Origin of the sequence: Thioalkalivibrio sp. K90mix, assembly GCF_000025545.1 — a bacterium.
Taxonomy (GTDB): Bacteria; Pseudomonadota; Gammaproteobacteria; order Ectothiorhodospirales; family Ectothiorhodospiraceae; genus Thioalkalivibrio.
The window spans coordinates 639,439-660,232 of sequence record NC_013889.1 but is presented as its reverse complement, the minus strand read 5'-3'; the positions used below and the strand labels follow the sequence as shown (position 1 = coordinate 660,232).

At 66.8% G+C, this 20,794-nt stretch carries 17 protein-coding genes and 4 tRNA genes; 14 read left to right on the top strand and 7 right to left on the bottom strand.

All coding sequences use genetic code 11. From position 1 onward, the window contains the following. Positions 1-12: 12 nt before the first annotated feature. Positions 13-456 carry a low molecular weight protein-tyrosine-phosphatase gene (locus tag TK90_RS03115; protein WP_012982033.1) on the bottom strand — a complete coding sequence of 148 codons (444 nt, stop codon included), beginning with the start codon at positions 454-456 and terminating at the stop codon, positions 13-15. Between the two features lie 2 nt (positions 457-458). Then, positions 459-1,589, bottom strand: coding sequence for a polysaccharide export protein (locus TK90_RS03110; protein ID WP_012982032.1), 1,131 nt, complete (start codon positions 1,587-1,589; stop codon positions 459-461). Positions 1,590-1,979: 390 nt separating this feature from the next. On the opposite strand from TK90_RS03110, the gene TK90_RS03105 reads away from it, so the two are divergent. The 13 genes from TK90_RS03105 (at position 1,980) to TK90_RS03045 (ending at position 16,888) form a co-directional block, all read left to right on the top strand. After that, a complete protein-coding gene (locus TK90_RS03105) occupies positions 1,980-3,005 on the top strand; it encodes an NAD-dependent epimerase (protein WP_012982031.1) in 1,026 nt (341 codons plus the stop codon). Continuing rightward, positions 3,005-4,840: an ABC transporter ATP-binding protein gene (locus tag TK90_RS03100; RefSeq protein WP_012982030.1), complete on the top strand. Its 1,836-nt coding sequence runs from the start codon at positions 3,005-3,007 to the stop codon at positions 4,838-4,840. Before TK90_RS03105 ends, TK90_RS03100 begins: the two co-directional genes overlap by 1 nt. Positions 4,841-4,874: 34 nt before the next feature. Further along, the gene (locus tag TK90_RS03095; protein WP_012982029.1) at positions 4,875-5,960 is read left to right on the top strand and encodes a sugar-transfer associated ATP-grasp domain-containing protein; all 1,086 of its coding nucleotides are present in this window, start codon (positions 4,875-4,877) and stop codon (positions 5,958-5,960) included. Between the two features lie 26 nt (positions 5,961-5,986). Then, complete coding sequence (locus TK90_RS03090) at positions 5,987-6,706, top strand: hypothetical protein (protein WP_012982028.1); 720 nt, start codon at positions 5,987-5,989, stop codon at positions 6,704-6,706. Between the two features lie 12 nt (positions 6,707-6,718). After that, entirely contained in the window at positions 6,719-8,056 is a 1,338-nt protein-coding gene (locus TK90_RS03085) for a phenylacetate--CoA ligase family protein (protein WP_012982027.1), read from the top strand. Continuing rightward, on the top strand, positions 8,053-9,189 hold the full coding sequence (locus tag TK90_RS03080; protein ID WP_012982026.1) for a glycosyltransferase: 1,137 nt from the start codon (positions 8,053-8,055) through the stop codon (positions 9,187-9,189). The genes TK90_RS03085 and TK90_RS03080 overlap by 4 nt, the downstream gene beginning before the upstream one ends. Next, positions 9,186-10,532 carry a glycosyltransferase family 39 protein gene (locus TK90_RS03075; protein WP_012982025.1) on the top strand — a complete coding sequence of 449 codons (1,347 nt, stop codon included), beginning with the start codon at positions 9,186-9,188 and terminating at the stop codon, positions 10,530-10,532. Before TK90_RS03080 ends, TK90_RS03075 begins: the two co-directional genes overlap by 4 nt. 74 nt (positions 10,533-10,606) lie before the next feature. Next, positions 10,607-11,896, top strand: a complete 1,290-nt coding sequence (locus TK90_RS03070) for a nucleotide sugar dehydrogenase (RefSeq protein WP_012982024.1) — start codon at positions 10,607-10,609, stop codon at positions 11,894-11,896. A gap of 183 nt (positions 11,897-12,079) precedes the next feature. Next, entirely contained in the window at positions 12,080-13,294 is a 1,215-nt protein-coding gene (locus tag TK90_RS03065; RefSeq protein WP_012982023.1) for a glycosyltransferase family 4 protein, read from the top strand. Continuing rightward, complete coding sequence (locus TK90_RS03060; RefSeq protein ID WP_012982022.1) at positions 13,291-13,941, top strand: sugar transferase; 651 nt, start codon at positions 13,291-13,293, stop codon at positions 13,939-13,941. Before TK90_RS03065 ends, TK90_RS03060 begins: the two co-directional genes overlap by 4 nt. Further along, positions 13,938-14,789 carry an aldolase/citrate lyase family protein gene (locus tag TK90_RS03055; RefSeq protein ID WP_012982021.1) on the top strand — a complete coding sequence of 284 codons (852 nt, stop codon included), beginning with the start codon at positions 13,938-13,940 and terminating at the stop codon, positions 14,787-14,789. Before TK90_RS03060 ends, TK90_RS03055 begins: the two co-directional genes overlap by 4 nt. Then, on the top strand, positions 14,780-15,748 hold the full coding sequence (locus TK90_RS03050) for a D-2-hydroxyacid dehydrogenase (protein ID WP_012982020.1): 969 nt from the start codon (positions 14,780-14,782) through the stop codon (positions 15,746-15,748). The genes TK90_RS03055 and TK90_RS03050 overlap by 10 nt, the downstream gene beginning before the upstream one ends. A gap of 123 nt (positions 15,749-15,871) precedes the next feature. Beyond that, on the top strand, positions 15,872-16,888 hold the full coding sequence (locus TK90_RS03045; RefSeq protein ID WP_012982019.1) for a glycosyltransferase family 4 protein: 1,017 nt from the start codon (positions 15,872-15,874) through the stop codon (positions 16,886-16,888). A gap of 54 nt (positions 16,889-16,942) precedes the next feature. Here the strand turns inward: TK90_RS03045 and TK90_RS03040 are convergent, their stop codons facing one another. The 5 genes from TK90_RS03040 to TK90_RS03020 all read right to left on the bottom strand — a co-directional run bounded on the left by TK90_RS03040 (position 16,943) and on the right by TK90_RS03020 (position 19,685). After that, positions 16,943-18,943: a nucleoside-diphosphate sugar epimerase/dehydratase gene (locus tag TK90_RS03040; RefSeq protein WP_012982018.1), complete on the bottom strand. Its 2,001-nt coding sequence runs from the start codon at positions 18,941-18,943 to the stop codon at positions 16,943-16,945. Positions 18,944-19,256: 313 nt separating this feature from the next. Further along, positions 19,257-19,332, bottom strand: a tRNA-Lys gene (locus tag TK90_RS03035). A 15-nt stretch (positions 19,333-19,347) separates the two neighbouring features. Then, a tRNA-His gene (locus TK90_RS03030) sits at positions 19,348-19,423 on the bottom strand. Between the two features lie 40 nt (positions 19,424-19,463). Further along, positions 19,464-19,540: transfer RNA gene (locus TK90_RS03025), tRNA-Arg, on the bottom strand. Between the two features lie 68 nt (positions 19,541-19,608). Continuing rightward, positions 19,609-19,685 (bottom strand) — tRNA-Pro (locus TK90_RS03020). A gap of 164 nt (positions 19,686-19,849) precedes the next feature. Here TK90_RS03020 and TK90_RS03015 point away from each other — a divergent pair. After that, positions 19,850-20,725 carry a GGDEF domain-containing protein gene (locus tag TK90_RS03015; protein ID WP_012982017.1) on the top strand — a complete coding sequence of 292 codons (876 nt, stop codon included), beginning with the start codon at positions 19,850-19,852 and terminating at the stop codon, positions 20,723-20,725. Positions 20,726-20,794: the final 69 nt, after the last annotated feature.

The following is a 20,794-nucleotide window of genomic DNA, read 5'->3' as shown; positions in this document are numbered from 1 at the left end:
CTGTGTCGGAGATCATCGGTTCAGCCGCCGTGCCCAGGCATCGGCAGCCTCCACAAGTAGGGCATGAGCCTGCACGAAGACCTCGGGGCTCTTGCCATAGGGATCGGGGATGTCTCGGCCACGGCCACCTTCCAGCCAGTGGCCAAATCGCATCGTCTTGCCGAGCACCTCGGGGTGGCGCCCGCCGACGGCCTGGCGCTGGCCCTCGCTCATGACCAGCACCAGATCGGCGTGATGCAGCCAGTCCGCCTCGATCTGCCGGGCCTTGTGTGCCGAGACATCCAGACCATCGGCCTCGGCCAGACGCCGCGCCTCGGGGTGGACGCCCTCCCCGACCACAGCCCCAAGGCCCGCGGATTCCACGGAGCGATCAGGCAGGCGCTCGCGCAGCAGTGCCTCGCCCACGGGACTGCGGCAGATATTGCCGGTACAAACGACCAGAATCCGGTTAAACATGGCTAGAAGTCATCCGACAGGCGGCGCACGTCGCGCGTGGTACGGGAGGATTGGTAAACCGCGCTGACCGTGGGCAGCAGCTGACTGATCACGCGGTTCCAGCGGCCCAGCGACGTCGTCGTCACATACACGATGTCCAGCGGCTCCAGCTCGAACTCGGCCCCCAGCATCAGCGCTGCGGAATTGCGCGCATCCAGCTGGTAGACGGTCGCGAGCTTGTCGCTGTCCGGTGGTGCACGGCGGATCACGAAGATGCCGCTGGCGTCCGCCCGAGTCTCGTTAAACCCTCCGGCCTGGCTGAGCGCATCCATCAGCGTGAGCTGACCGCGGCCCAGGGGCAGCCGTTGCGGGTCGCCCACTTCGCCCATCACGTAGATCTGCTGGCCGGCAGTATCCGGGACGTGCAGCACGTCGCCATCGCGCAGGAGCCGGTTCTGCGACATGTCGCCGTAGCGCAACATGTCGTAGAGCGAGATCACGACCTCTTCGCCTTCCCGTGTCAGGATCACCTCGTGCCAGTTGGCATCGTCGGACAGCCCGCCCGCGTGGTGGATCGCATCGAGCACGGTCAGCGGCACATTGGTCACTGGCTGCACGCCGGGTTCGCGTACCGAGCCTGTCACCTGGACCTTCTGCGAGTTGAAGGCCGCCACGCGCACCTCGACCTGGGGCTCGTTCACGAAGGTCGCGAGATCGCGCGCGATCCGGTCACGCACCTGCGACACGGTGTACCCCTCGACTTCGACGCGCCCGATATAGGGATAAAAGATGGTCCCGTCGGGGTGCACGGTATTCCCCGATTCCACAGCGGACCGCTCGCTGCCGGCCGGAATGGTCAGCTCGGGGTGTTCGTACACGATGACCGCCAGCACGTCGCCGCGACCGATGCGGTAATCGTATTCATCGACGTCCTGTGCCATCTCGTCGCTTACACGGCGCAAGTCTGGCGGTACCGAGCGGGTCTCCTGGGCCCGGATCAGGCCAAAGGTTATGGGCTCGATATCGACCAGGTCCTCGACCGGGGCACTGGAGGTGCGTTCGGCAATGTGCCCGCCAGGGGCCCAGGCACACCCACCCAATATCACCAGCAGGCTCAGCAACAGGACCCAGCGTACGGGGGGGATCACGTTCATGGATCTTCCTCTTTTGCGCATGGCCGCAGCGCCCCTGGCGCCCACGGCCGCGTCGTCACCTTGCGATTCATCCTGGCGAGCCCCACCGGGTCCGCCTCAAGCGGGCCGACCATGTCACGAATAGGCCGGATCGTCGTCGAACTGGCGCAAAATATCGGCAGCCAACCCCCTGCGGGCAATGCCGCGATCCGAAACTTACGGGGCGAGTCACAGCTTCGACGGATCGACCTCACGTTTCCCGGAACCGGCGTTGCGGGGCCATTCCGGCCGATGCTTGAATCCATCGCGTTCACCCCATGAACGAGTGACCCGGACCCTCGTCACAACGCCCCTGGGCAAGCGAAACGTCCGGACACGTCAGTCCCATCCATCCGACAAGGAAGAGGCGACATGAAAGTCTTGATCACCGGCGCGGCAGGTTTTATCGGCTCCCATCTGGCCCTGCGCCTGCTGGAGCGTGGCGACACCGTGATCGGTGTCGACGACATGAACGACTACTACGACCCGAGCCTGAAGCGGGCCCGACTGGACCGCATCCGCGCCTTGCCGGCGTCCCGCCAGCGCTTCGTGTTCGAACACGAAGACATCGCCGACCGCGCCGAGATGGAGCGGGTGTTTCGCGAGCATCGCCCGGAGCGGGTGGTGAACCTGGCGGCCCAGGCCGGGGTGCGCTACTCGCTGGAGAACCCGGCGGCCTATGTCGACACCAACCTGGTCGGCTTCGGCAACATCCTGGAGGGCTGCCGGCACTTTGGTGTGGAGCACCTGGTCTACGCCAGCTCCAGCTCCGTCTACGGCGCCAACACCACGATGCCGTTCTCGGTGCACGACAACGTCGACCATCCGCTCTCCCTCTACGCCGCGAGCAAGAAGGCCAACGAGCTGATGGCGCATACCTATGCGCACCTGTACCAGCTCCCGGTGACGGGCCTGCGCTTCTTTACCGTCTACGGCCCCTGGGGCCGCCCGGACATGGCGCTGTTCCTGTTCACGAAGAAGATCCTGGCGGGCGAGCCGATCGACGTCTTCAACTATGGCCACCATCGGCGCGACTTCACCTACATCGACGACATCGTCGAGGGCGTGATTCGCACGCTGGACCGTCCGGCCCAGCCCAACCTCGACTGGACCGGCGCCGAGCCCGACTCGGCGACGAGTGCAGCGCCCTACCGGCTGTACAACATCGGGGCCCATCGTCCGGTGGAGTTGATGCACTACATCGAGGTGCTGGAAGACTGCCTGGGCTGCAAGGCGGAGAAGAACCTGCTGCCGCTGCAGCCGGGGGATGTGCCGGACACCTACGCCGACGTCGAGGCGCTGCGCACCGACACCGGCTACGAACCGACCACATCGGTCGAGGAGGGCGTCGCCCGCTTCGTCGATTGGTATCTGGGGTATTACCGGGCGGCCGCCTGATGGGGGTCTACCGCAAAACGCTGCAGTTGCTCACCCCGGCGGAGAAGCGCCGGGGTGCGCTCGTGCTGGGGATGATGATGATCATGGCGGTACTGGAGACCGCCGGGGTCGCATCGATCATGCCGTTCCTGTCCGTGCTGGGTAACCCGGAGCTGGTCAACACCAACCCGGTACTGAACCAGCTCTACACGGGGCTCGGCTTCAACTCGGTGGATCAGTTCATCTTTGCCCTGGGTGCGGCGGCCTTCGCGCTGATCCTGTTCTCGGCGGTATTTCGCACGCTCACGCACTACGCGATGAACCGCTTCATCGAGATGCGCCGCCACAGCCTCGGCAAGCGCCTGCTGGAGACCTACCTGCGCCAGCCGTATGCGTTCTTCCTGAACCGTCATAGCGGCGACATGGCGAAGAGCATCCTGTCCGAGGTCGACCAGCTGGTGCTGAATGTCTTCCGTCCCGGGATCACGATGATCGCCTACCTGGTCGTAACCATCGCCATCGTGGCACTGCTGATCTTTGTCGATCCGTGGCTCGCGCTGGGGGTCGCGGTCGTAATTGGCGGGGTATATGGCACGATCTTCGTGTTCGTGCGCGGCCTGCTCGGGAGCATCGGCCGTGATCGCTCGCTCGCCAACAAGGAACGCTTCACCGCCGCCGGCGAGGCCCTCGGCGGCATCAAGGACATCAAGCTGCTGGGTCGCGAGCATGCGTACCTGTCGCGCTTCGATGCCCCCTCCAAGCGCCAGGCCCGGCACCAGGCGACCAACCAGACCATCTCTCAGGTACCCAAATTTCTGATCGAGGCGATCGGCTTCGGCGGCATCATCGGGCTCACCCTGATCCTGCTGCATACCCAGGGCGGCACCGGTACGGATGCGCTGGGCGAGATCCTGCCGATCCTCGGGCTGTACGCCTTTGCCGGCTACCGCCTGCTGCCCGCCGCGCAGCACATCTACGCGGGCCTTGCGAAGCTTCGCTTCGGCGCCGCCGCCGTGGAGAGCGTGACCGAGGACCTGCGCGAACGCGAGGCCCTGGCGGAACTGCATCGCCAGGCCCCCCAGCCGCTGGTCCCGCAGAAGATCATCGCGCTCGAGGGCATCGAGTTCACCTATCCAGGCGGACACCGTCCCGCGCTGCAGGCCATCAACCTGGAGATCCCGGTCGGCACATCGGTCGGGATCATCGGGACCACCGGCTCCGGCAAGACCACGCTGGTCGACGTTCTGCTGGGTCTGTTGCGCCCGACCGAGGGCGCCATACTGGTGGATGGCCAGCCGGTCACCGATGCCAACCTGCGCGCCTGGCAACAGTCCCTGGGCTACGTCCCCCAGGACATCTTCCTGACCGACTCGACCGTGGCCGAAAACATCGCACTGGGGATTCCCGCCGCGCAGATCGACCACGATCGTGTCGAGCGCTGCGCGCGCATGGCACAGGTGCATGACTTCATCGTTCAGGACATGCCGGAGCAGTACGCCACGATGGTGGGCGAGCGTGGTGTGCGCCTGTCCGGGGGCCAGCGCCAGCGCATCGGGATCGCCCGCGCCCTCTACCACGACCCCGACGTCCTGGTGTTCGACGAGGCCACCAGTGCCCTGGACACCGCAACCGAGCGCGCCGTGATGGAGGCGATCGAGTCCCTGTCACGCAGCAAGACCATCATCCTGATCGCGCACCGCCTGAGTACCGTGCGCGCCTGCGATCAGGTCGCCCACCTGGAACGGGGATCGTTCGCCTCCGTTGGCCGCTTCGACGAGCTGGTCACTCACACCGAGGCCGATGCCCCCCAGGTCCAGTCCGTCCCCGGCCCTGCGGCCTCCGGCACCCATGGCTGAACCCGCCGTGTCGACACCACACGAGGAGTTGCCCGTGACGCACGTTCAATCCCAGCCGCTGCAGATCAAGAACAGCGGCCGCATCGCCCGCACCATTGCGCGCGCGGTCCATCTGCGCCATCTGCAAAAGTCGCGCAAGATTGCCATCCAGTGGCGCGAGAAACTCATCCGCGCCCACGGCGAATCCGCGGTCACGCGCCCGGTCCTGCAGCGGATCAAGCGCTATGCGACCGATACCTACGGGAGCGAGTCCTGGTGGCCATGGCTGGCCGCCTACACCGAGGTGCGGCGCGAGTTCGTCGAGGGGTGGATCGGCGACGATTACTACACCGAACACCTGAACCCGCTCTGGAACCGGCAGGACATCCGCCGCCTGAGCGGACTCAAGACCATGGATTCGCGCCTGTTCCCGGACAGCGTCGTGCCTCCGGTCTTCGTGCGCGTGGGTGGCCAGTACCTGGATGCCCAGGGGACGCCGGAGCCGCTGGAAACCGCCCTCTCCCGGCTCGAGGCCGGCAAGACCTATGTGATCAAGCCCGACGAGGGACGCCAGGGCCTCGGCGTGACTTTCACGACCACCGAGCAGGTGGCCGAAGAGCTCGGCAAGGTCCCCGGAAACTGCATCGTGCAGCCCCTGATCGAGCAGCATCCGGATATCGCGCGGATCAACGCCAGCTCGGTCAATACGCTGCGGGTTCTGACCTTCCTCGATCCGGAATCCGGGGAACTGCGCATCCTGAACCATTTCCTCCGCCTGGGCCGCGAGGGGCAGCGCACCGACAACGTCTCCACCGGTGGCTACTTCGTCGGTGTCGATGGCGAGGGCTGGCTGGACGGCCATCTGCGCGACCCGGTCTGCGTCAGCATCGGCTCGGTCCACCCCGACAGCGGCGTGGACGTAAAGGACTGCCGGATCCCCAACTTCGGCGCGGTACGCGAGCTGTGCCTGAACGCCCATCGCCGCATCCCCTATCTGCGCTTCATTGGCTGGGACGTCTGCATTCAGGCCAGCGGCGAGCCCGTCATCCTCGAGTGGAATGCGGAGCAGGTGGCCTGGTCGCGCAACGAGTCCTGCTTCGGACCCTTGCTGCCCTCGGTCCCGCGTGGCTATCCGCGCTGATCCGCCACTGCCATCAGGAGAACGACATGCACACCATCAAACTGCTGTGGACCGGTGGCTGGGACTCCAGCTACCGCCTGCTTGACCTGGCGCTTTATCGCAACCGCAAGGTACAGCCGATCTACGTGCTGGACCCGCGCCGGAAATCCTATGTGTACGAGCTGCGGGCCATGGCCAACATCCGTGCGGGCATCGAGGCGCGGGCGGAGGCCCGCGGGCGCGTGGCGCCGGTTCGTGTCTATCTGCGCAGCGACATCCTCGAGGACCCGAACATCACCGAGCTCTACCAGCGCCTGGCGAGCGAGGTGCATGTGGGTACCCAGTACGACTGGCTCGCCCGCCTGTGCGAACAGGAAGGCCTGCGCGACCTGGAACTGTCGCTCACCGGCCACGAGGCCGGCACCGAGTTGCAGGAACGTCTTTTCCGCAACCCGCAGTACGGGGACTTCCGCTTCCGCGAGGACGACTTCGCCTGGGAGCTGTTCCAGTACTACCGCTTCCCGTTGCTGTCGGTGACGAAGGAGGCGATGAAGTACGACGCCGAGGCCAAAGGCTTCCTGCCGCTGCTCGAACAGTCGTGGTTCTGTCATTCGCCGATCCTCGGCCAGCCCTGTGGTCACTGCCAGCCCTGCCGCTTCTCGCGCGAGTCGCGACGCACGATCCAGTATTCGCGTCTGGGGCCGCTGCTCGAGCTGGCCCGTCGGGCGCGCTCCAGCCTGCGCTCGATGCGCACCGCCAGCGCCTGAGGCACAAGCGTCATGTCCCTGGCCTTTGGTGCCCTCCTCCCCTGGCTCTCCGGCCCGCGCGAATATGCCGCGCTGCGCCGGGCGGAGCGGCTCCCCCTGCCCGCCCTGCAGCGCCTGCAGGCCGAGCGGCTCGCGCGCCTGCTGGTACACGCACGCGACGATGTGCCGTACTACCGCGAAATCCTGCCCGATGCGGACACCATCGCCGCCGATCCGCTGGCCACCCTGCTGTCGCTGCCCATCCTCGACAAGGACACCATCCGTCGCGAGGGCGAGCGCCTGTGCGCACAGCGACCTCGACCCGGGCTGCGGCGCAACACCTCGGGGGGATCCACCGGCGAGCCGGCCACGTTCTACCAGGACACCGCCTATCGCCGCTGGGGCCGCGCCACCAAGGCCCTGTTCGACGGCTGGACCGGCTACCGCCCGGGTCAGCCCAAGGCCGTGCTGTGGGCGGCTTCGCGCGACCTCACCGCACCCCGGGGCACCCGCCGCCTCGCCGAACGGCTGAAGAATCGCACCCTGCTGAACGCCTACCGCATGGACCCGGAGACGATGGATGCGCACCTCGAGCAGTTGCGCGCCGCGCCGCCCAGTCAGTTGCAGATCTACGCGGAGAGTGGCCACGAACTCGCCCGGCATGCCCTGCGCCGGGGAGTCCGTGTGCCGGGTATCGGCAGTGTGCTGAGTTCGGCCGGAACGCTCTTTCCCGACATGCGCGAGACCATCGAGAAGGCCTTCGATGCCCCCGTGTTCAACCGCTACGGCTCGCGCGAGGTGGGTGACATCGCCTGCGAATGCGAGCACCACCGCGGGCTGCACGTGAACCCGCTGACCCAGTACCTGGAGATCCTCGACGACGACGGCCGTCCGACGCCACCCGGCACCCCCGGGCGGGTCGTGGTCACCTCGCTGACGAACTACAGCATGCCCCTGCTGCGCTATGCGATCGGCGACCTGGCCAGCTGGTCCGGCGAGGCCTGCGACTGCGGGCGGGAATGGCCGCTGCTGGAGGGGGTATGGGGACGCGTGACCGACCATATCCGCGGCACCAGCGGTGCCGTGGTATTCGGCGGGTGGCTGCGCCAGTTGCTGTACCCGGAAGACTGGATCGGACAGTACCAGTGGGTCCAGCACGCGGAAGATCATATCCGCCTGCGCCTGATCCCCATCGATCGTGCCCCGCAAGGCGAGCGAGAACGGCGTCTGCAGGCGCGCCTGGAGCCCGAGATCCGCGAACAACTCGGCGCGGGCACACGCCTGGATATCGATCGCGTGAACGCGATCCCGCCGTCGCCCAGCGGCAAGCACCTGCATGTGATCAGCGAGTTGCAGGAGAGCCGACGGTGAAGATCCTGCACGTGATCAACGGGCTCGGCCAGGGCGGCGCGGAGCGCCAGCTGGGCAACCTGCTGCGCGCGGCACCGGACGCCGGCGCCGTGTTCGCGCTCAAGGAACCCGGGGTGATGGCCGGCGACATCCGGGCGCAGGGTATCCCGGTCTATACCGGGCGACTGCGCAACCCGCTCTCCACGGGATGGATCGCCGCCCTGCGCCGCGCGCTGGCCGCCTATCAGCCCGATGGCGTGATGGGCTGGATGTACCACGGCAACCTGGCGGCCTCGCTGACCCGACGCCTCGGGTATCAGGGCCCGGTGTTCTGGAACGTGCGCCACTCGGTGCATGACCTGGCGCACGAGAAACGCGGGACCCGCTGGGTGATCCGCACCGGCGCCTGGCTGTCGCGGTATCCGGCCCGCATCGTCTACAACAGCGCCACCGCCGCCGCGCAGCACGAGGCGCTGGGATTCGCCGCGGATCGCCGCGTGGTCCTGCCCAACGGCTTTGACCTCGCGCGTTTCCATCCGGCGCCGGACGCCACCCCCGGGCTGCGCGCCCAACTGGGTATCGGGGCGGACACCTGGCTGCTGGGCATGGTCGGACGCGCCCACCCCATGAAGAACCATGCCGGACTGGTGGCCGCCCTGGCGCACCTGGTCCGGGGTGGAGTCGACGTGCACTGCGTCATGGTGGGCACCGGGGTGTCCGCGGATGACAACCCGCTGGCCCAGGCCATCCGCGAACACGGGATGGACCGGCATGTCACGCTGCTGCCGCCCACCCCCGAACCCGAGGCCCTCTACCCGGGCCTGGACCTGCTGGTGCTGCCCTCGCGCTGGGGCGAGGGCTTCCCCAATGTCGTGGGCGAGGCCATGGCCTGCGGCAGACCGGCCGTGGTCACCGATATCGGCGATGCCGCCCGCGTGGTCGGGTCCACCGGCTTTGTCGCCGCAAGCCCCGAGCCGCAGGATCTGGCCGACGCCATTGTCCGGGCCATCGGCCAGGGCCGTGAGCGCCTGCACGCGCTGGGGGGCGAGGCCCGTGCACGCATGGAATCGCATTACGCCCTCGAGGCCGTGGCCGCGCGCTACCAGACCCTGTTCCGGGATGCGATGGCCCATACCGCGCCCGTCTCGCCATGAGCTATACCTCGATCCCGTTCACGACCATGGAGCTACTGCTGTCGGCCAGCTTCCTGATGGTGGTGCTGGTCGCCGTACTGTGGACCGGGGCCAGACGCGAGGGCTATCTGTGGCCCCTGCTGGCGGCCCTGCTGGCGCGCATCGGGGCGGCGCTGGTGCAGCGCTTCCTGTTTCCCCTCCCTCAGGGTGGCGCCGATGCGATCAGCTTCGAGCGCCGGGCCTGGTTCTGGGCCCAGAACGGCTGCGGCAATCTCGGCGACCACTTCAGCATGGGCAGCTCGTACCTGCACAGCTGGCTGATTGCCAACATCTATGCCTGTTCCGACCGCGCCCCCCTGGCCTTCCAGGCCGTGAACATCGCCCTGGGCATGCTGACGGTCTATCTGATTGCGCGCATCGCCGAGCAGCTCTGGGACCGCCAGGCCGCCGTGCGTGCGGCCTGGATCGCCGCATTGTTCCCGATCCTGATCGTGAATGCGGCCGTGCCACTGCGCGAGGTGTGGTTCACGGCCTTCTTCCTGCTGGGCGTGCTCTGGCTGGTGCGCTGGGTTCAGAGTCAGCGCACCGGTTTCCTGGTGGCCGCCGTCGGAGTGCTGCTGGGTGCGGCGGTCGTGCATGGCGCGGCGGTGTTTGCGATCGCGGGCATCGCGGTCGTACTGGTCGGCTGGTCGATCAAGGAATTCCTGCGGGCCTCGGATCTGGGGCATTTGCGCCCGGGCCTGCTGCTGGGCGGCATGCTGCTAGGCACGGCCGGGGTCCTTGGATTCGTGGTGATGGACGAGATGCGCTTCTCGTCGATCGGGCAGTTGGGCGATGTGATGGAACAGACCGAGACGCTGGACCAGCGGGCCGAGCGCAGCGCCCGCGGCGGGGCCGCCTACCCGTCCTTCCTGATCCCGTCCAATGACCTCCAGGCACTAGCCCTGACCCCGGTCCGGGTGGGCTATTTGCTGTTCGGTCCCCCGCTGTGGGAGGTGCGCTCGCCTGTCCACCTGATCGGCATGGCAGAGGGTCTGTTCTATCTGACACTGGTCCTGCTGCTGGCGGTGTATCGCCGCCACTGGTGGCATCGCTCGGACTTCCGGCTGCTGGTCGTAGTGTTCATCGTCCTGGCGATCATCTTCGCCTGGGGCACCAGCAACTTCGGGACCGCCGCCCGCCATCGCGCCAAGTTCCTCGGGATCCTGATCGCCCTGGCGGCGGGCCTGGCCGGGCGCCGCCTGTGGCGCTGGGAACGACTGCGACGCCTCGGCGCCACTCGCTCGACAGCCCCGAACAGCACGACGGACCTACCGGAGACTTCCGGCGCGGAACTGCCGCAACCGCGGCGTGCCGCGCCCTGATCGGCCGCGCGCGACTCGCGCGCACCTGCCCCGCTCCCGGGGCCATTACCAACATTCACACAGGAGATTGGAAGATGGCGGAATTTGCGGCACCGGACGCCCCGCGTCTGGCCATAATTGGTCTGGGTTATGTCGGCCTGCCCCTGGCAGCCGAGTTCGGACGGGTCCTTCCCACGCTGGGCTTCGATATCGATACGGGCCGCGTCGAGGAACTGCGCGGCGGACACGACCGCACACGCGAGGTCTCCCGCGAGGAACTCGCCGCCGCCGAGCATCTGGAACTGACCGCGGATCCGGGGCGACTGCAGGACTGCAACGTGTTCATCGTGACGGTGCCCACCCCGATCGATGCCCACCGGCGGCCGGACCTGGGCCCGCTGCTGGCGGCCAGCCGCACGGTGGGTCGCGCCCTGAAGCCAGGGGACGTGGTGATCTACGAGTCCACCGTCTACCCCGGCGCGACCGAGGAAGACTGTGCCCCTGTGCTGGCCACGGAATCCGGCCTCGAGCTCAACCGCGATTTTTTCCTCGGCTACAGCCCCGAGCGGGTGAACCCCGGCGACAAGGAACACCGCATTCCCGATATCGTCAAGGTCACCTCCGGCTCCACCCCCGAGGTCGCAGAATTCGTCAACGCGCTCTATGCCCGCATCATCCGCGCCGGCACCCACCCGGCTGCCAGTATTCGCGTAGCCGAGGCGGCCAAGGTGATCGAGAACACCCAGCGCGACGTGAACATCGCCCTGATCAACGAACTCGCGATGCTGTTCGAACGCCTGGACCTGGATACCGAGGCCGTGCTGGCCGCGGCCGGGACCAAGTGGAACTTTCTGCCATTCCGACCCGGCCTGGTGGGCGGGCACTGCATTGGCGTCGACCCGTACTACCTGACGCACAAGGCACAGGCCGCTAACTACCACCCGGAGATGATCCTCGCCGGCCGCCGCACCAACGACGGCATGGGCGGCTACATCGCGGATCGCACGATCAAGTCGATGATCCGCAAAGGGTTCCCGGTCGTGGCCTCGCGTGTCCTGGTGATGGGGCTCGCGTTCAAGGAAAACTGCCCGGATCTGCGCAATACGCGCGTGGTGGACATCATCCATGACCTGCACGGCTACAACGCCGAAGTCGATGTCTGGGACCCCTGGGTGGATACCGCCGAGGCCCGTCACGAGTATGGCCTGGACCTGCTGACCGAGGCGCCGAAACAGGGCCAGTACGACGCCATCATCCTTGCGGTTCCGCACCACGAGTTCGTCGAACTCGGCGCCCAGGGCCTGCAGAAATTCGGGCGCGAACGCGCGGTGATCTTCGACGTGAAATCGGTACTCCCGCCCGAGGCGAGTGACCTGCGTCTATAAACCGGCCATCCCCCTTGAGCCGGTCTGCCTTTTCGGGGTGTCTCGCACACTTTGAGCACCCCGAAACATGGCGATAAATCATTGTCCTGTTTACCTTTTGTACCCATGCACAAGGACTTCCGAGAGGCCTCTCCAGCGTAGGCGGAGACCACCCGGCACCTCTTGGGAACAGGAGCAACAGACATGCAGAACACCGAGCACCGCAGGGTGGCCACCACCCTGCGTGGGGATGCCACCAGCACGGCACGGGCCGACCGGGAAAGCGAGTCGCGGGAACACAGCGGGATCGATCTCCTGATCGTGGCGGCCAATGCCCGGTCGCTGATCGCCAACCGCGGTGACCTGATCCGCGAGATCCGCCGCCGCGGCCAAACGGTGGCCGCCGCCGTCCCGCGCAAGGACTACCTGCCCGAGGTCGAGGAGCTGGGCATCCCGATCTACCCGTTCGACCTGGGCCGTACCGGTGTCAACCCGATTGAAGACCTGCGCACGACCTTCGCCCTGACCCAGCTGATGCGGCGCCTGCGACCGGAGGCCGTGTTCAGCTATACCGTGAAGCCCGTGGTGTACGGTTCTCTGGCCGCCCGCTGGGCCGGGGTCCCGCGGGTATACGCGATGATTACCGGTCTCGGGCATGCCTTTACCACCGAGTCCTGGCGCACGCGCATCCTGCGCACGATCAGTTCCGGCCTGTATCGCCAAGCCCTGGCCCGCTGCGATCGCGTGTTCTTCCAGAATCCGGATGACCTCCAGGATTTTCTCGATCGGGGTGTGCTGCCGGATACCGAGCGGGTCGTTCGCATTAACGGCTCCGGGGTGGACGTGGACCGCTTCGCCCAGCATCCCCTTCCCGAGGGCGACCCGCTGTTCCTGTTTGTCGGCCGTCTGCTCACCGAGAAGGGCATCCTCGAGTTCGTGGAGGCCGCGCGCCAGGTTCACGCGCAACACCCCAATGCCCGCTTCGTGGTGGTCGGCCCCCATAACCCGGACCTGCCGCACACGATCTCGGCGGAGCAGGTAGAGGCCTGGAAGCGCGAGGGCATTGTCGAGTTCGTCGGTGGCGTGGCCGATGTTCGGCCCTGGCTGCATAAGGCCTCCGTATTCGTCCTGCCCTCCTACCGCGAAGGCACCCCGCGTTCGGTGCTGGAGGCGATGAGCGTGGGCCGCCCGATCATCACCACAGACGCCCCGGGCTGCCGCGAGACCGTCGTCGACGGCGAGAACGGCCTCCTCGTCCCGCCCCGGACCTCCGCGCCACTGGCCGAGGCCATGCAGCGGCTCCTCGAGCACCCGGAACTGCTGCCGCGCATGGCCAGGGCCTCGCGCGATCGGGTGGAGGCGAAGTACGAGGTGGGGCAGGTCAACCGCGTCATTCTGCGCACGATGGAGCTCGCATGAACGCCATCCTCAAACGCCTGTTCGACATCCTGTCCAGCATGGCGGCGCTGCTCGTGCTGGCCCCGTTGCTGCTGCTGATCGCCATTGCGATTCGCCTCGACAGCCCCGGGTCGATCCTCTTCCGCCAGCGACGCATTGGCTTCAACGGCCAGCCGTTCCGGGTACTGAAGTTCCGCACCATGGTGGATCGCGACCCGGACGCGATCGACCAGCACCAGGAACAGGTGGTCAGCACCGGGGTCGACCCGCGCATTACCCGCGTGGGTCGCTGGCTGCGTGCGACCAGTCTCGACGAGCTGCCGCAGCTGTGGAACATCCTGCGCGGCGACATGAGCGTGGTCGGTCCCCGCCCGATCCTGCCGGAACAGGTAGAGGTCGTGCCCCCCTCCTACGCCTCCCGGTTTTCGGTGCGTCCCGGCCTGACCGGACTGGCCCAGGTCCGTGGTCGCCGCACGCTGGGCTGGATCCAGCAGCTCGAGGCCGACACCGAATATGCCGCGCAGCACAACCTGCTGTACGACCTGGGGCTGATTCTGAAGACGGTCTACGTCGTCCTGACCGGCCAGGGGGTCTACGGCGAGGCCGGGATCAACTGGCGTACCTATCGCGATTCACTGCGTAACCGACAGCAAGGGGACATGGAATGACTTCGACCCTGAAACACATGTTCATCACGGCCTCCGCCGACGTCGCCCGGCAGGCCGAGGCAGCGGAAATCGCGCGTATCTTCGTCGACATGGAGACCCGGGGAAAGGCCGAACGCCAGGGTCATCTGGACACCCACAAGGCGCGGCACACGCTCGACGATGTCCGACGCATCTCCAGCGTGCTCACGAGCGCAGAGCTGATGGTGCGCATCAATCCGCCGGCTCCGCAGACGCCCTCCGAGGTCCGTCAGGCGATCGACGCCGGCGCCGACCGGCTGATGCTGCCGATGTTCACCCGTATCGACGAGGTACAGCACTTTCTCGACGCCGTCGGCGGACAGGTGCCGGTGACCCTGCTGGTCGAGACCCCGCAGGCCCTGATCCGACTGCCGTCCTACCTGCCCCTGCTCGGGCCACAGGACCAGATTCATATCGGCCTGAATGATCTCAGCCTGGCATCCGGGCTCGATTTCCTGTTCGAACCGCTGGCCGGCGGCATGCTGGAGGCGCCGGCCGCCCTGTGCCGCGAGGCGGGCGTCGCGTTCGGGTTCGGGGGCGTCGGCGCGGTGGGCAAGGGCGAGGTCCCGGCCGAATCCATCCTGGGCGAACATGTCCGCCTTGGGTCCGAATGGGTGATCCTTTCGCGCGCCTTCCGCGAGGTCGTCAGTCAGGAAGACCCGGCCACCGGGACGGCGCGCCTGCGCGGCGAACTGGAGCGGCTGCAGGCCGCGGAACAGCAGTTTCGCGCGGCCCCCCCGGAAGCACTGCTGGAGAACCGCGACGAGATCCGCACCCGTACTTTCCGGCTGGCGGCCCGCATGCACAACCGGAGCCGTGCATGCGCCTGAGCCACACACTGTTCCTGCAGAAACCGGAGGTTCTGGAGAACCAGCAGGATACGATCGAGGCCCATCTGCAGCAGGCATTACCCGGCACCACGCTGACCTTCGCCGGCCAGCCCGAGGCCATACCCGACGGGCTTGAGGTCGATGCGGTGATCGCCCCCACCCTGCCCTGGCTGCCCGACGCCCTGGACCGCCTGTCGCGCTATGACTGGGTGCACTTTCTGTCCGCCGGGGTCGAGAAGATTTGGGACATGCCATTCCCCAAGGATGGTCTGCTGATGACCAAGAGCAGTGGCGTCCACGGCGCCCCGATGAGCGAGTATGCGATCGGGGCCATGCTCTATTTCGCCAAGCACTTCGACCGCTTCAACGCACAAAGCCGCGAGAAGCGTTGGGAGCGCTGCTGGCTCGGGGAGCTGACCGGGCGCACCGCCATGGTACTCGGCATGGGGCATATCGGTACCCAGGTGGCGCGCCGGGCCCGGGCGTTCGACATGCGCGTGATCGGTGTCCAGCGCAACCCGCGCCCCCATGACTGCGCCGACGAGGTCATTGCCCTGGATAGCGTGGAGGACCGCCTGCCGGAGGTGGACGACCTGATCGTATGCCTGCCGCTCACCCGGGACACCCGGCACCGGATCGGCGAAGCCCAGTTCCAGCGGCTGCAGCCGGGCGCCGTGCTGGTGGACATCTCGCGCGGCGGGGTTGTGGATCAGCAGGCGCTGACCCGGGCGCTGGATGCCGGACGCCTGCGCGGCGCGGCGGTGGATGTCTTCGAGCAACAACCCCTTCCCGCCCAGTCACCGCTGTGGAACCGGGAGAACGTCCTCGTCACACCTCATGTCTCGGGCACCTCGCCGCACTATATGGAACGCGCGCTCGAGATTTTTACCCGCAATGCCCGCGCGATGGCGCAGGGCGAGCCCGCGGTGACCCCGGTCGACCCGATCGCCGGTTACTAGATCGGCGGTTACCAGGCAAGCGCTGGAGTCCCGCCTCTCCTTCCCCCACAATGCGCGGCATCCGGCCCGGGGCGGCATCGATCCGATTGCCTGCCCGGGGCCGCCAGCCGGGACCCATGGGGGATGCCTTACGTGATCGAGACCATCGGATTGCTGACCGCCTTCGTGCTGGTGGTGGTGATCACGGGCTGGATTCGCCAGTACGCCCTGGCGCGGCAGCTGGTCGACATCCCCGTCGCACGCAGCTCGCACCAAGCCCCCACACCACGCGGTGCCGGCCTGGCACTGGTGCTGGTTTTTCTGCTCGGAACCCTGCTCTCCGCCGGGATCGGCTGGGTCGACCTGCCGACCGCCGCCGCCCTGATCGGGGCGGCCGGCGCCGTCGCCTGGGTCGGCTGGCTGGACGACCACGGCCACCTGGCCGCGCGCTGGCGATTGCTGGTGCATTTTCTTGCGGCCGCCTGGGGACTGGCCTGGCTGGGCGGGCTGCCACCCGTAGCGATTGTCGGCGTCCAGATCGATGCCGGATGGATCGGCCATGTAATCGCGCTGTTCTATGTCGTCTGGCTACTGAACCTCTACAACTTTATGGACGGCATCGACGGTCTGGCCGGCATTCAGGCGGTCACGGCCTGTCTGGCCATGGCCGGCCTGCTCTTTGGCTGGGGGGATGCGCACGCGTGGTGGCTGCCGGCGCTGCTGGCCGCGGCAAGCGCGGGGTTCCTCATCTGGAATTTTCCACAGGCGCGGATCTTCATGGGGGATGTCGGGAGTGGCACGCTAGGATTGCTGCTGGGTCTGCTGTCGATGCACGCAGCGGGGCTGGACACGAACTTCCTGGCCGCCTGGCTGATCCTGCTGGGCGTGTTCATTGTTGACGCCACCACAACGCTGGCGGTACGCCTGTTTCGGGGAATGCGGGTCTACGAGGCCCATCGCAGCCATGCCTACCAGCATGCCGCCCACCGGTTCGGGTCGCATATCCCGGTGGCCCTGGGTGTCGCCACGATCAACCTGCTCTGGTTACTCCCCATTGCAGTCCTGGTCGTTGCCAATCATTTACCGGGTGCCGCCGGTGTCGTAATCGGCTACCTGCCCCTGCTCCTGCTGGCCATCGCCCTGCGCGCCGGACGCGACTGACCCGGGTCTCACCAGGGAAACCCGGATCACCACGCACGCTCGAGCGAGTCCGCTCTAGCGCGGAACCACCGGATCGGCCACCCGTGCATAGGCGACTGCCGCCGGACGCACGGTCGGGGCCGGAGCCGGGCGGGGCCGTCCGACCGGTGCAGAGGCACTGTGAGCGGCCTCTTCATCGCGGCCCGGCTCGTAACCATCGACGACCTCGCGCAGCACCTCGAACGCGGCCTGGGCATTGCGTTCGCGGTCGGCCTTCTCCAGCGTGCGCAGGGCGCGGGCGAGAACCGCCGGCTCCGCACAGGTTTCGCGTGCACGCATGATCTTGCTGTGCGGGGTCTCTTCCACGTTATCCCCGATCAGCAATTCCTCGTAGAGCTTCTCGCCGGGACGCAGGCCGGTACAGGTGATGGCAATACCTTCCCCTTCGGCCTCGTCCTCCCGGACCTGATGGCCGTGCAGACGGATCATGCGCCGGGCCAGGTCGATGATGCGCACCGGTTCGCCCATGTCGAGCACATAGACCTCGCCCCCCTGCGCCATCGCCCCGGCCTGAATCACCAGCTCGGCGGCCTCCGGGATCGACATGAAGTAGCGGGTAATCTCCGGGTGAGTCACCGTGACCGGCCCACCTTCGCGAATCTGGCGGTGGAACAGGGGTACGACGGACCCGGAAGAACCCAGGACGTTGCCGAACCGCACCATGCTGAACACCGTTGCATTCTGACGGCGTGCGCGGTCCTGCAGCACCATCTCGGCCAGGCGCTTGCTCGCGCCCATCACGTTCGTGGGCCGCACGGCCTTGTCCGTGCTCACCAGGATAAAACGCTCGACGCCGGCGGCGATCGCCGCATCGGCCACCACGGCGGTGCCCAGGCTGTTGTTGCGCAGGCCTTCCAGCAGATTGCCCTCGACCAGCGGCACATGCTTGTAGGCGGCCGCGTGGTAGAGCGTCTGCACGCCATACTGGTGGAGGACCTCTTCGACGCGCGCCTGGTTGGCGACCGAGCCCAGCACCGCGTGCACCTCGACGCCCGGCTGCATGGACAACCGCCGCTGCATGATCTCCTGTTCGATCCGGTAGAGCGCGAACTCGTTACGCTCGAACAGCACCAGGGCGGCCGGCTCCAGACTGAGGATGCGGCGGCAAAGCTCCGAACCGATAGAGCCCCCGGCGCCGGTGACCATCACCACGCGTCCGCGGATGCTCCGAGCCAGCAGGGCCTCGTTGGGCGGCACCGGATCGCGGCCCAGCAGGTCGGCGACATCCAGGTCCTCCAGCTGATCCAGGGGGGCCCGGCCCGAGACGACCGCCTCCAGCGAGGGCACCGACTGCACATGCAGCGGATAGGGCTCCAGCCATTCGAGGATGCGCCGGCGATCGGCCCGGCTCGCCGACGGCACCGCCAGCAATACCCGGCGCACGCCACACTGCTCCACCAGCGTGCCCAGGGCCTCGCGGCCACAGACCGGGATATCGTCAATCGAACGCCCCTGGACCGCCGGGTCCTCGTCGATGAAGGCCATCACCCGGAAGCGGCCGCTGGACTGCAGGCCGGAGGCCAGCTGAACCCCTGCCTCACCGGCGCCAAAGATGACCACGCGCTCGCTGCCAGTACGCGCATCGGACACGGCCTGGTACCAGCTGCGCACCACAAATCGGCCCGCCGCGACCAGGGCAAAGGCCAGCAGCGCAAAATTCACCGCCACCGCCCCGAAGAATCCAGGTGTCTGTGTCAGTTCGGCCGAGGCCCAGATCATCAGCGCCAGCGCGGAGACGCCGACGATCACCGCACGCACCGCGCGGGCCCCCATGAACCGCACGACCGTTCGATACAAACCGAGCCGCGCGAACACCAGCGCGCCGACCGCCGGGACCAGCGCAAACAGCCACCAGGCCTCGACCATCATCGGCGGGACCGTCTGGCCAGTACGAATCACGAAGGCCAGCCACAGTGCCAGCGGCAGCATTACGATGTCCGCCAGCACCATCAATCCCTGTTTTTTGCCGCGCGGCAGTCGCAGCAAGTTCTCCAGACTACGATCCAGTACCGCCATGATTAGGGCCTCCCATGTTTCAGCAACCGGGCGCGGTGTGCTTGCCGAACCTGTCGGCTTGCCTTGCACCACAAACGTGTGGGGAGGCTAGCACCTGAATGGCAGACTAATTGGGGGGGAAATCACGCTGTCAGACGAACGACTGAGGGCGCCATCACGCTGTCGGTAGATCGCTGCGAGATCAGGAGAAAAAGGTTGATCGAGTACCGCCACATCCACCCGGTACACCAGAAGCACATCGGCGCGACCAGGCATGGCCAACGGGCCAACCAACCAGAGACAGGCAAAAACCGTGAGAGGTCAGGCAAGGGAATGGTGGGCCGTGTAGGAATCGAACCTACAACCAATGGATTAAGAGTCCACTGCTCTACCAATTGAGCTAACGGCCCCCGAGAAAAAGGGGATGGGGTGACCGATGGGACTCGAACCCACGACAACCGGAGTCACAATCCGGGACTCTACCAACTGAGCTACGGTCACCACCGTGTCACTGCACAACCACTGGCACAAAGGGCGGCTCTGGCGCGCCCGGCAGGACTCGAACCTGCAACCGTCGGCTTAGAAGGCCGATGCTCTATCCGGTTGAGCTACGAGCGCGTTACCGCCGAACGTCGAGGTGCCACGCCTGATATCGAGCCTGCCTGCAAGCCTTCGGCCGGGAGAAATGGTCGGGGTAGAGGGATTCGAACCCCCGACATCCTGCTCCCAAAGCAGGCGCGCTACCAGACTGCGCTATACCCCGTCGAGCCGTCCCCGCAAAAGGGCCTACACAGCGAGCGCAGGATGGTAGCGCCGCCACCGCCAGCGGTCAAGGTACAAAGGGTTGCAAAGGTTGTTCTTTCATGCACGTTTCCGTGATACGTTGCAGGTACGCAAGTCGAGCTTGCGGGCGGGGGAGACAGGGACATGCTCAACTGGGTCGCCAACGGCGCCATCGTGCTGGGTGCAGCGGGCCTGATCTATGCACAGTGGAACCTGGCCCGCCTGTTGCGCGAGCTGCCGGAGAGCCGCGTTCGTACGGGCTGGCTGCTGATGTTCGTGCTGATCCCGATCTTCACGTTGGGGTATCTCGGTTTCATCCCCCTGAACTGGGGCCTGTACCACTCCATCCCTGACCTGCTGGTGCCAATCATATTCCTCCTGGGGGGAAGTTTCGTCTGCAGCGTCGTGCTTCTGACCTATAGCTCGGTGGAAAGCATCCGCCGCATCACCCGACTGGAACACGAATCGATCACCGATCCTCTGACCGGCCTGTTCAACCGCCGCCACATGGACCGCCGCCTGGACGAAGAAGTCGCCCGCTCGCGGCGCTATGGCCAGCCGCTGTCGGTGGTCATGCTGGACATCGACGAGTTCAAGGGGATCAACGATCGCCTGGGACACCTGGCGGGTGACTATATCCTCGAATCGATCGCCCAGCGCCTGCGGCAGAACCTGCGCCGCGTGGACCTGGCGGCACGCTTTGGTGGCGAGGAGTTCGTGGTCATCGCCCCGCACACCGACCAGGACGCCGCACTGCAACTGGCCGAGAAACTGCGCAGCGAGATCGCCCAGACGCCGATCATACTCAAGGGCCACGAACATGTGCCGCCCTGCGCCCCGGATGAACTGTACGTAACAGTCTCGGTGGGGGTCGCCAGCCTCAATATCGAGCCCGACTCCCGCGACAACGCGGATTTTCTGCTCCAGCGGGCGGACGACGCCCTCTATCGGGCCAAGGCCGGCGGGCGCAATCGCTGCGAGTCCGGACCCAGTCGCGCCAGCCTGGTCGCGGCGAGCTGACGCACCCGCGAACGAGCCGGCTTGAGGCGCTCCCGCGCGCGTGGGATGATCGCGGCCAGTTTCCGAGAC

What these genes read in the sequence shown, in the direction of transcription:
- TK90_RS03115 (WP_012982033.1), bottom strand. Translation starts at nt 456, where the DNA reads ATGTTTAACCGGATTCTGGTCGTTTGTACCGGCAATATCTGCCGCAGT.
- TK90_RS03110 (WP_012982032.1), bottom strand. Translation starts at nt 1,589, where the DNA reads ATGAACGTGATCCCCCCCGTACGCTGGGTCCTGTTGCTGAGCCTGCTG.
- TK90_RS03105 (WP_012982031.1), top strand. Translation starts at nt 1,980, where the DNA reads ATGAAAGTCTTGATCACCGGCGCGGCAGGTTTTATCGGCTCCCATCTG.
- TK90_RS03100 (WP_012982030.1), top strand. Translation starts at nt 3,005, where the DNA reads ATGGGGGTCTACCGCAAAACGCTGCAGTTGCTCACCCCGGCGGAGAAG.
- TK90_RS03090 (WP_012982028.1), top strand. Translation starts at nt 5,987, where the DNA reads ATGCACACCATCAAACTGCTGTGGACCGGTGGCTGGGACTCCAGCTAC.
- TK90_RS03085 (WP_012982027.1), top strand. Translation starts at nt 6,719, where the DNA reads ATGTCCCTGGCCTTTGGTGCCCTCCTCCCCTGGCTCTCCGGCCCGCGC.
- TK90_RS03075 (WP_012982025.1), top strand. Translation starts at nt 9,186, where the DNA reads ATGAGCTATACCTCGATCCCGTTCACGACCATGGAGCTACTGCTGTCG.
- TK90_RS03070 (WP_012982024.1), top strand. Translation starts at nt 10,607, where the DNA reads ATGGCGGAATTTGCGGCACCGGACGCCCCGCGTCTGGCCATAATTGGT.
- TK90_RS03065 (WP_012982023.1), top strand. Translation starts at nt 12,080, where the DNA reads ATGCAGAACACCGAGCACCGCAGGGTGGCCACCACCCTGCGTGGGGAT.
- TK90_RS03060 (WP_012982022.1), top strand. Translation starts at nt 13,291, where the DNA reads ATGAACGCCATCCTCAAACGCCTGTTCGACATCCTGTCCAGCATGGCG.
- TK90_RS03055 (WP_012982021.1), top strand. Translation starts at nt 13,938, where the DNA reads ATGACTTCGACCCTGAAACACATGTTCATCACGGCCTCCGCCGACGTC.
- TK90_RS03050 (WP_012982020.1), top strand. Translation starts at nt 14,780, where the DNA reads ATGCGCCTGAGCCACACACTGTTCCTGCAGAAACCGGAGGTTCTGGAG.
- TK90_RS03045 (WP_012982019.1), top strand. Translation starts at nt 15,872, where the DNA reads ATGCCTTACGTGATCGAGACCATCGGATTGCTGACCGCCTTCGTGCTG.
- TK90_RS03040 (WP_012982018.1), bottom strand. Translation starts at nt 18,943, where the DNA reads ATGGCGGTACTGGATCGTAGTCTGGAGAACTTGCTGCGACTGCCGCGC.
- TK90_RS03015 (WP_012982017.1), top strand. Translation starts at nt 19,850, where the DNA reads ATGCTCAACTGGGTCGCCAACGGCGCCATCGTGCTGGGTGCAGCGGGC.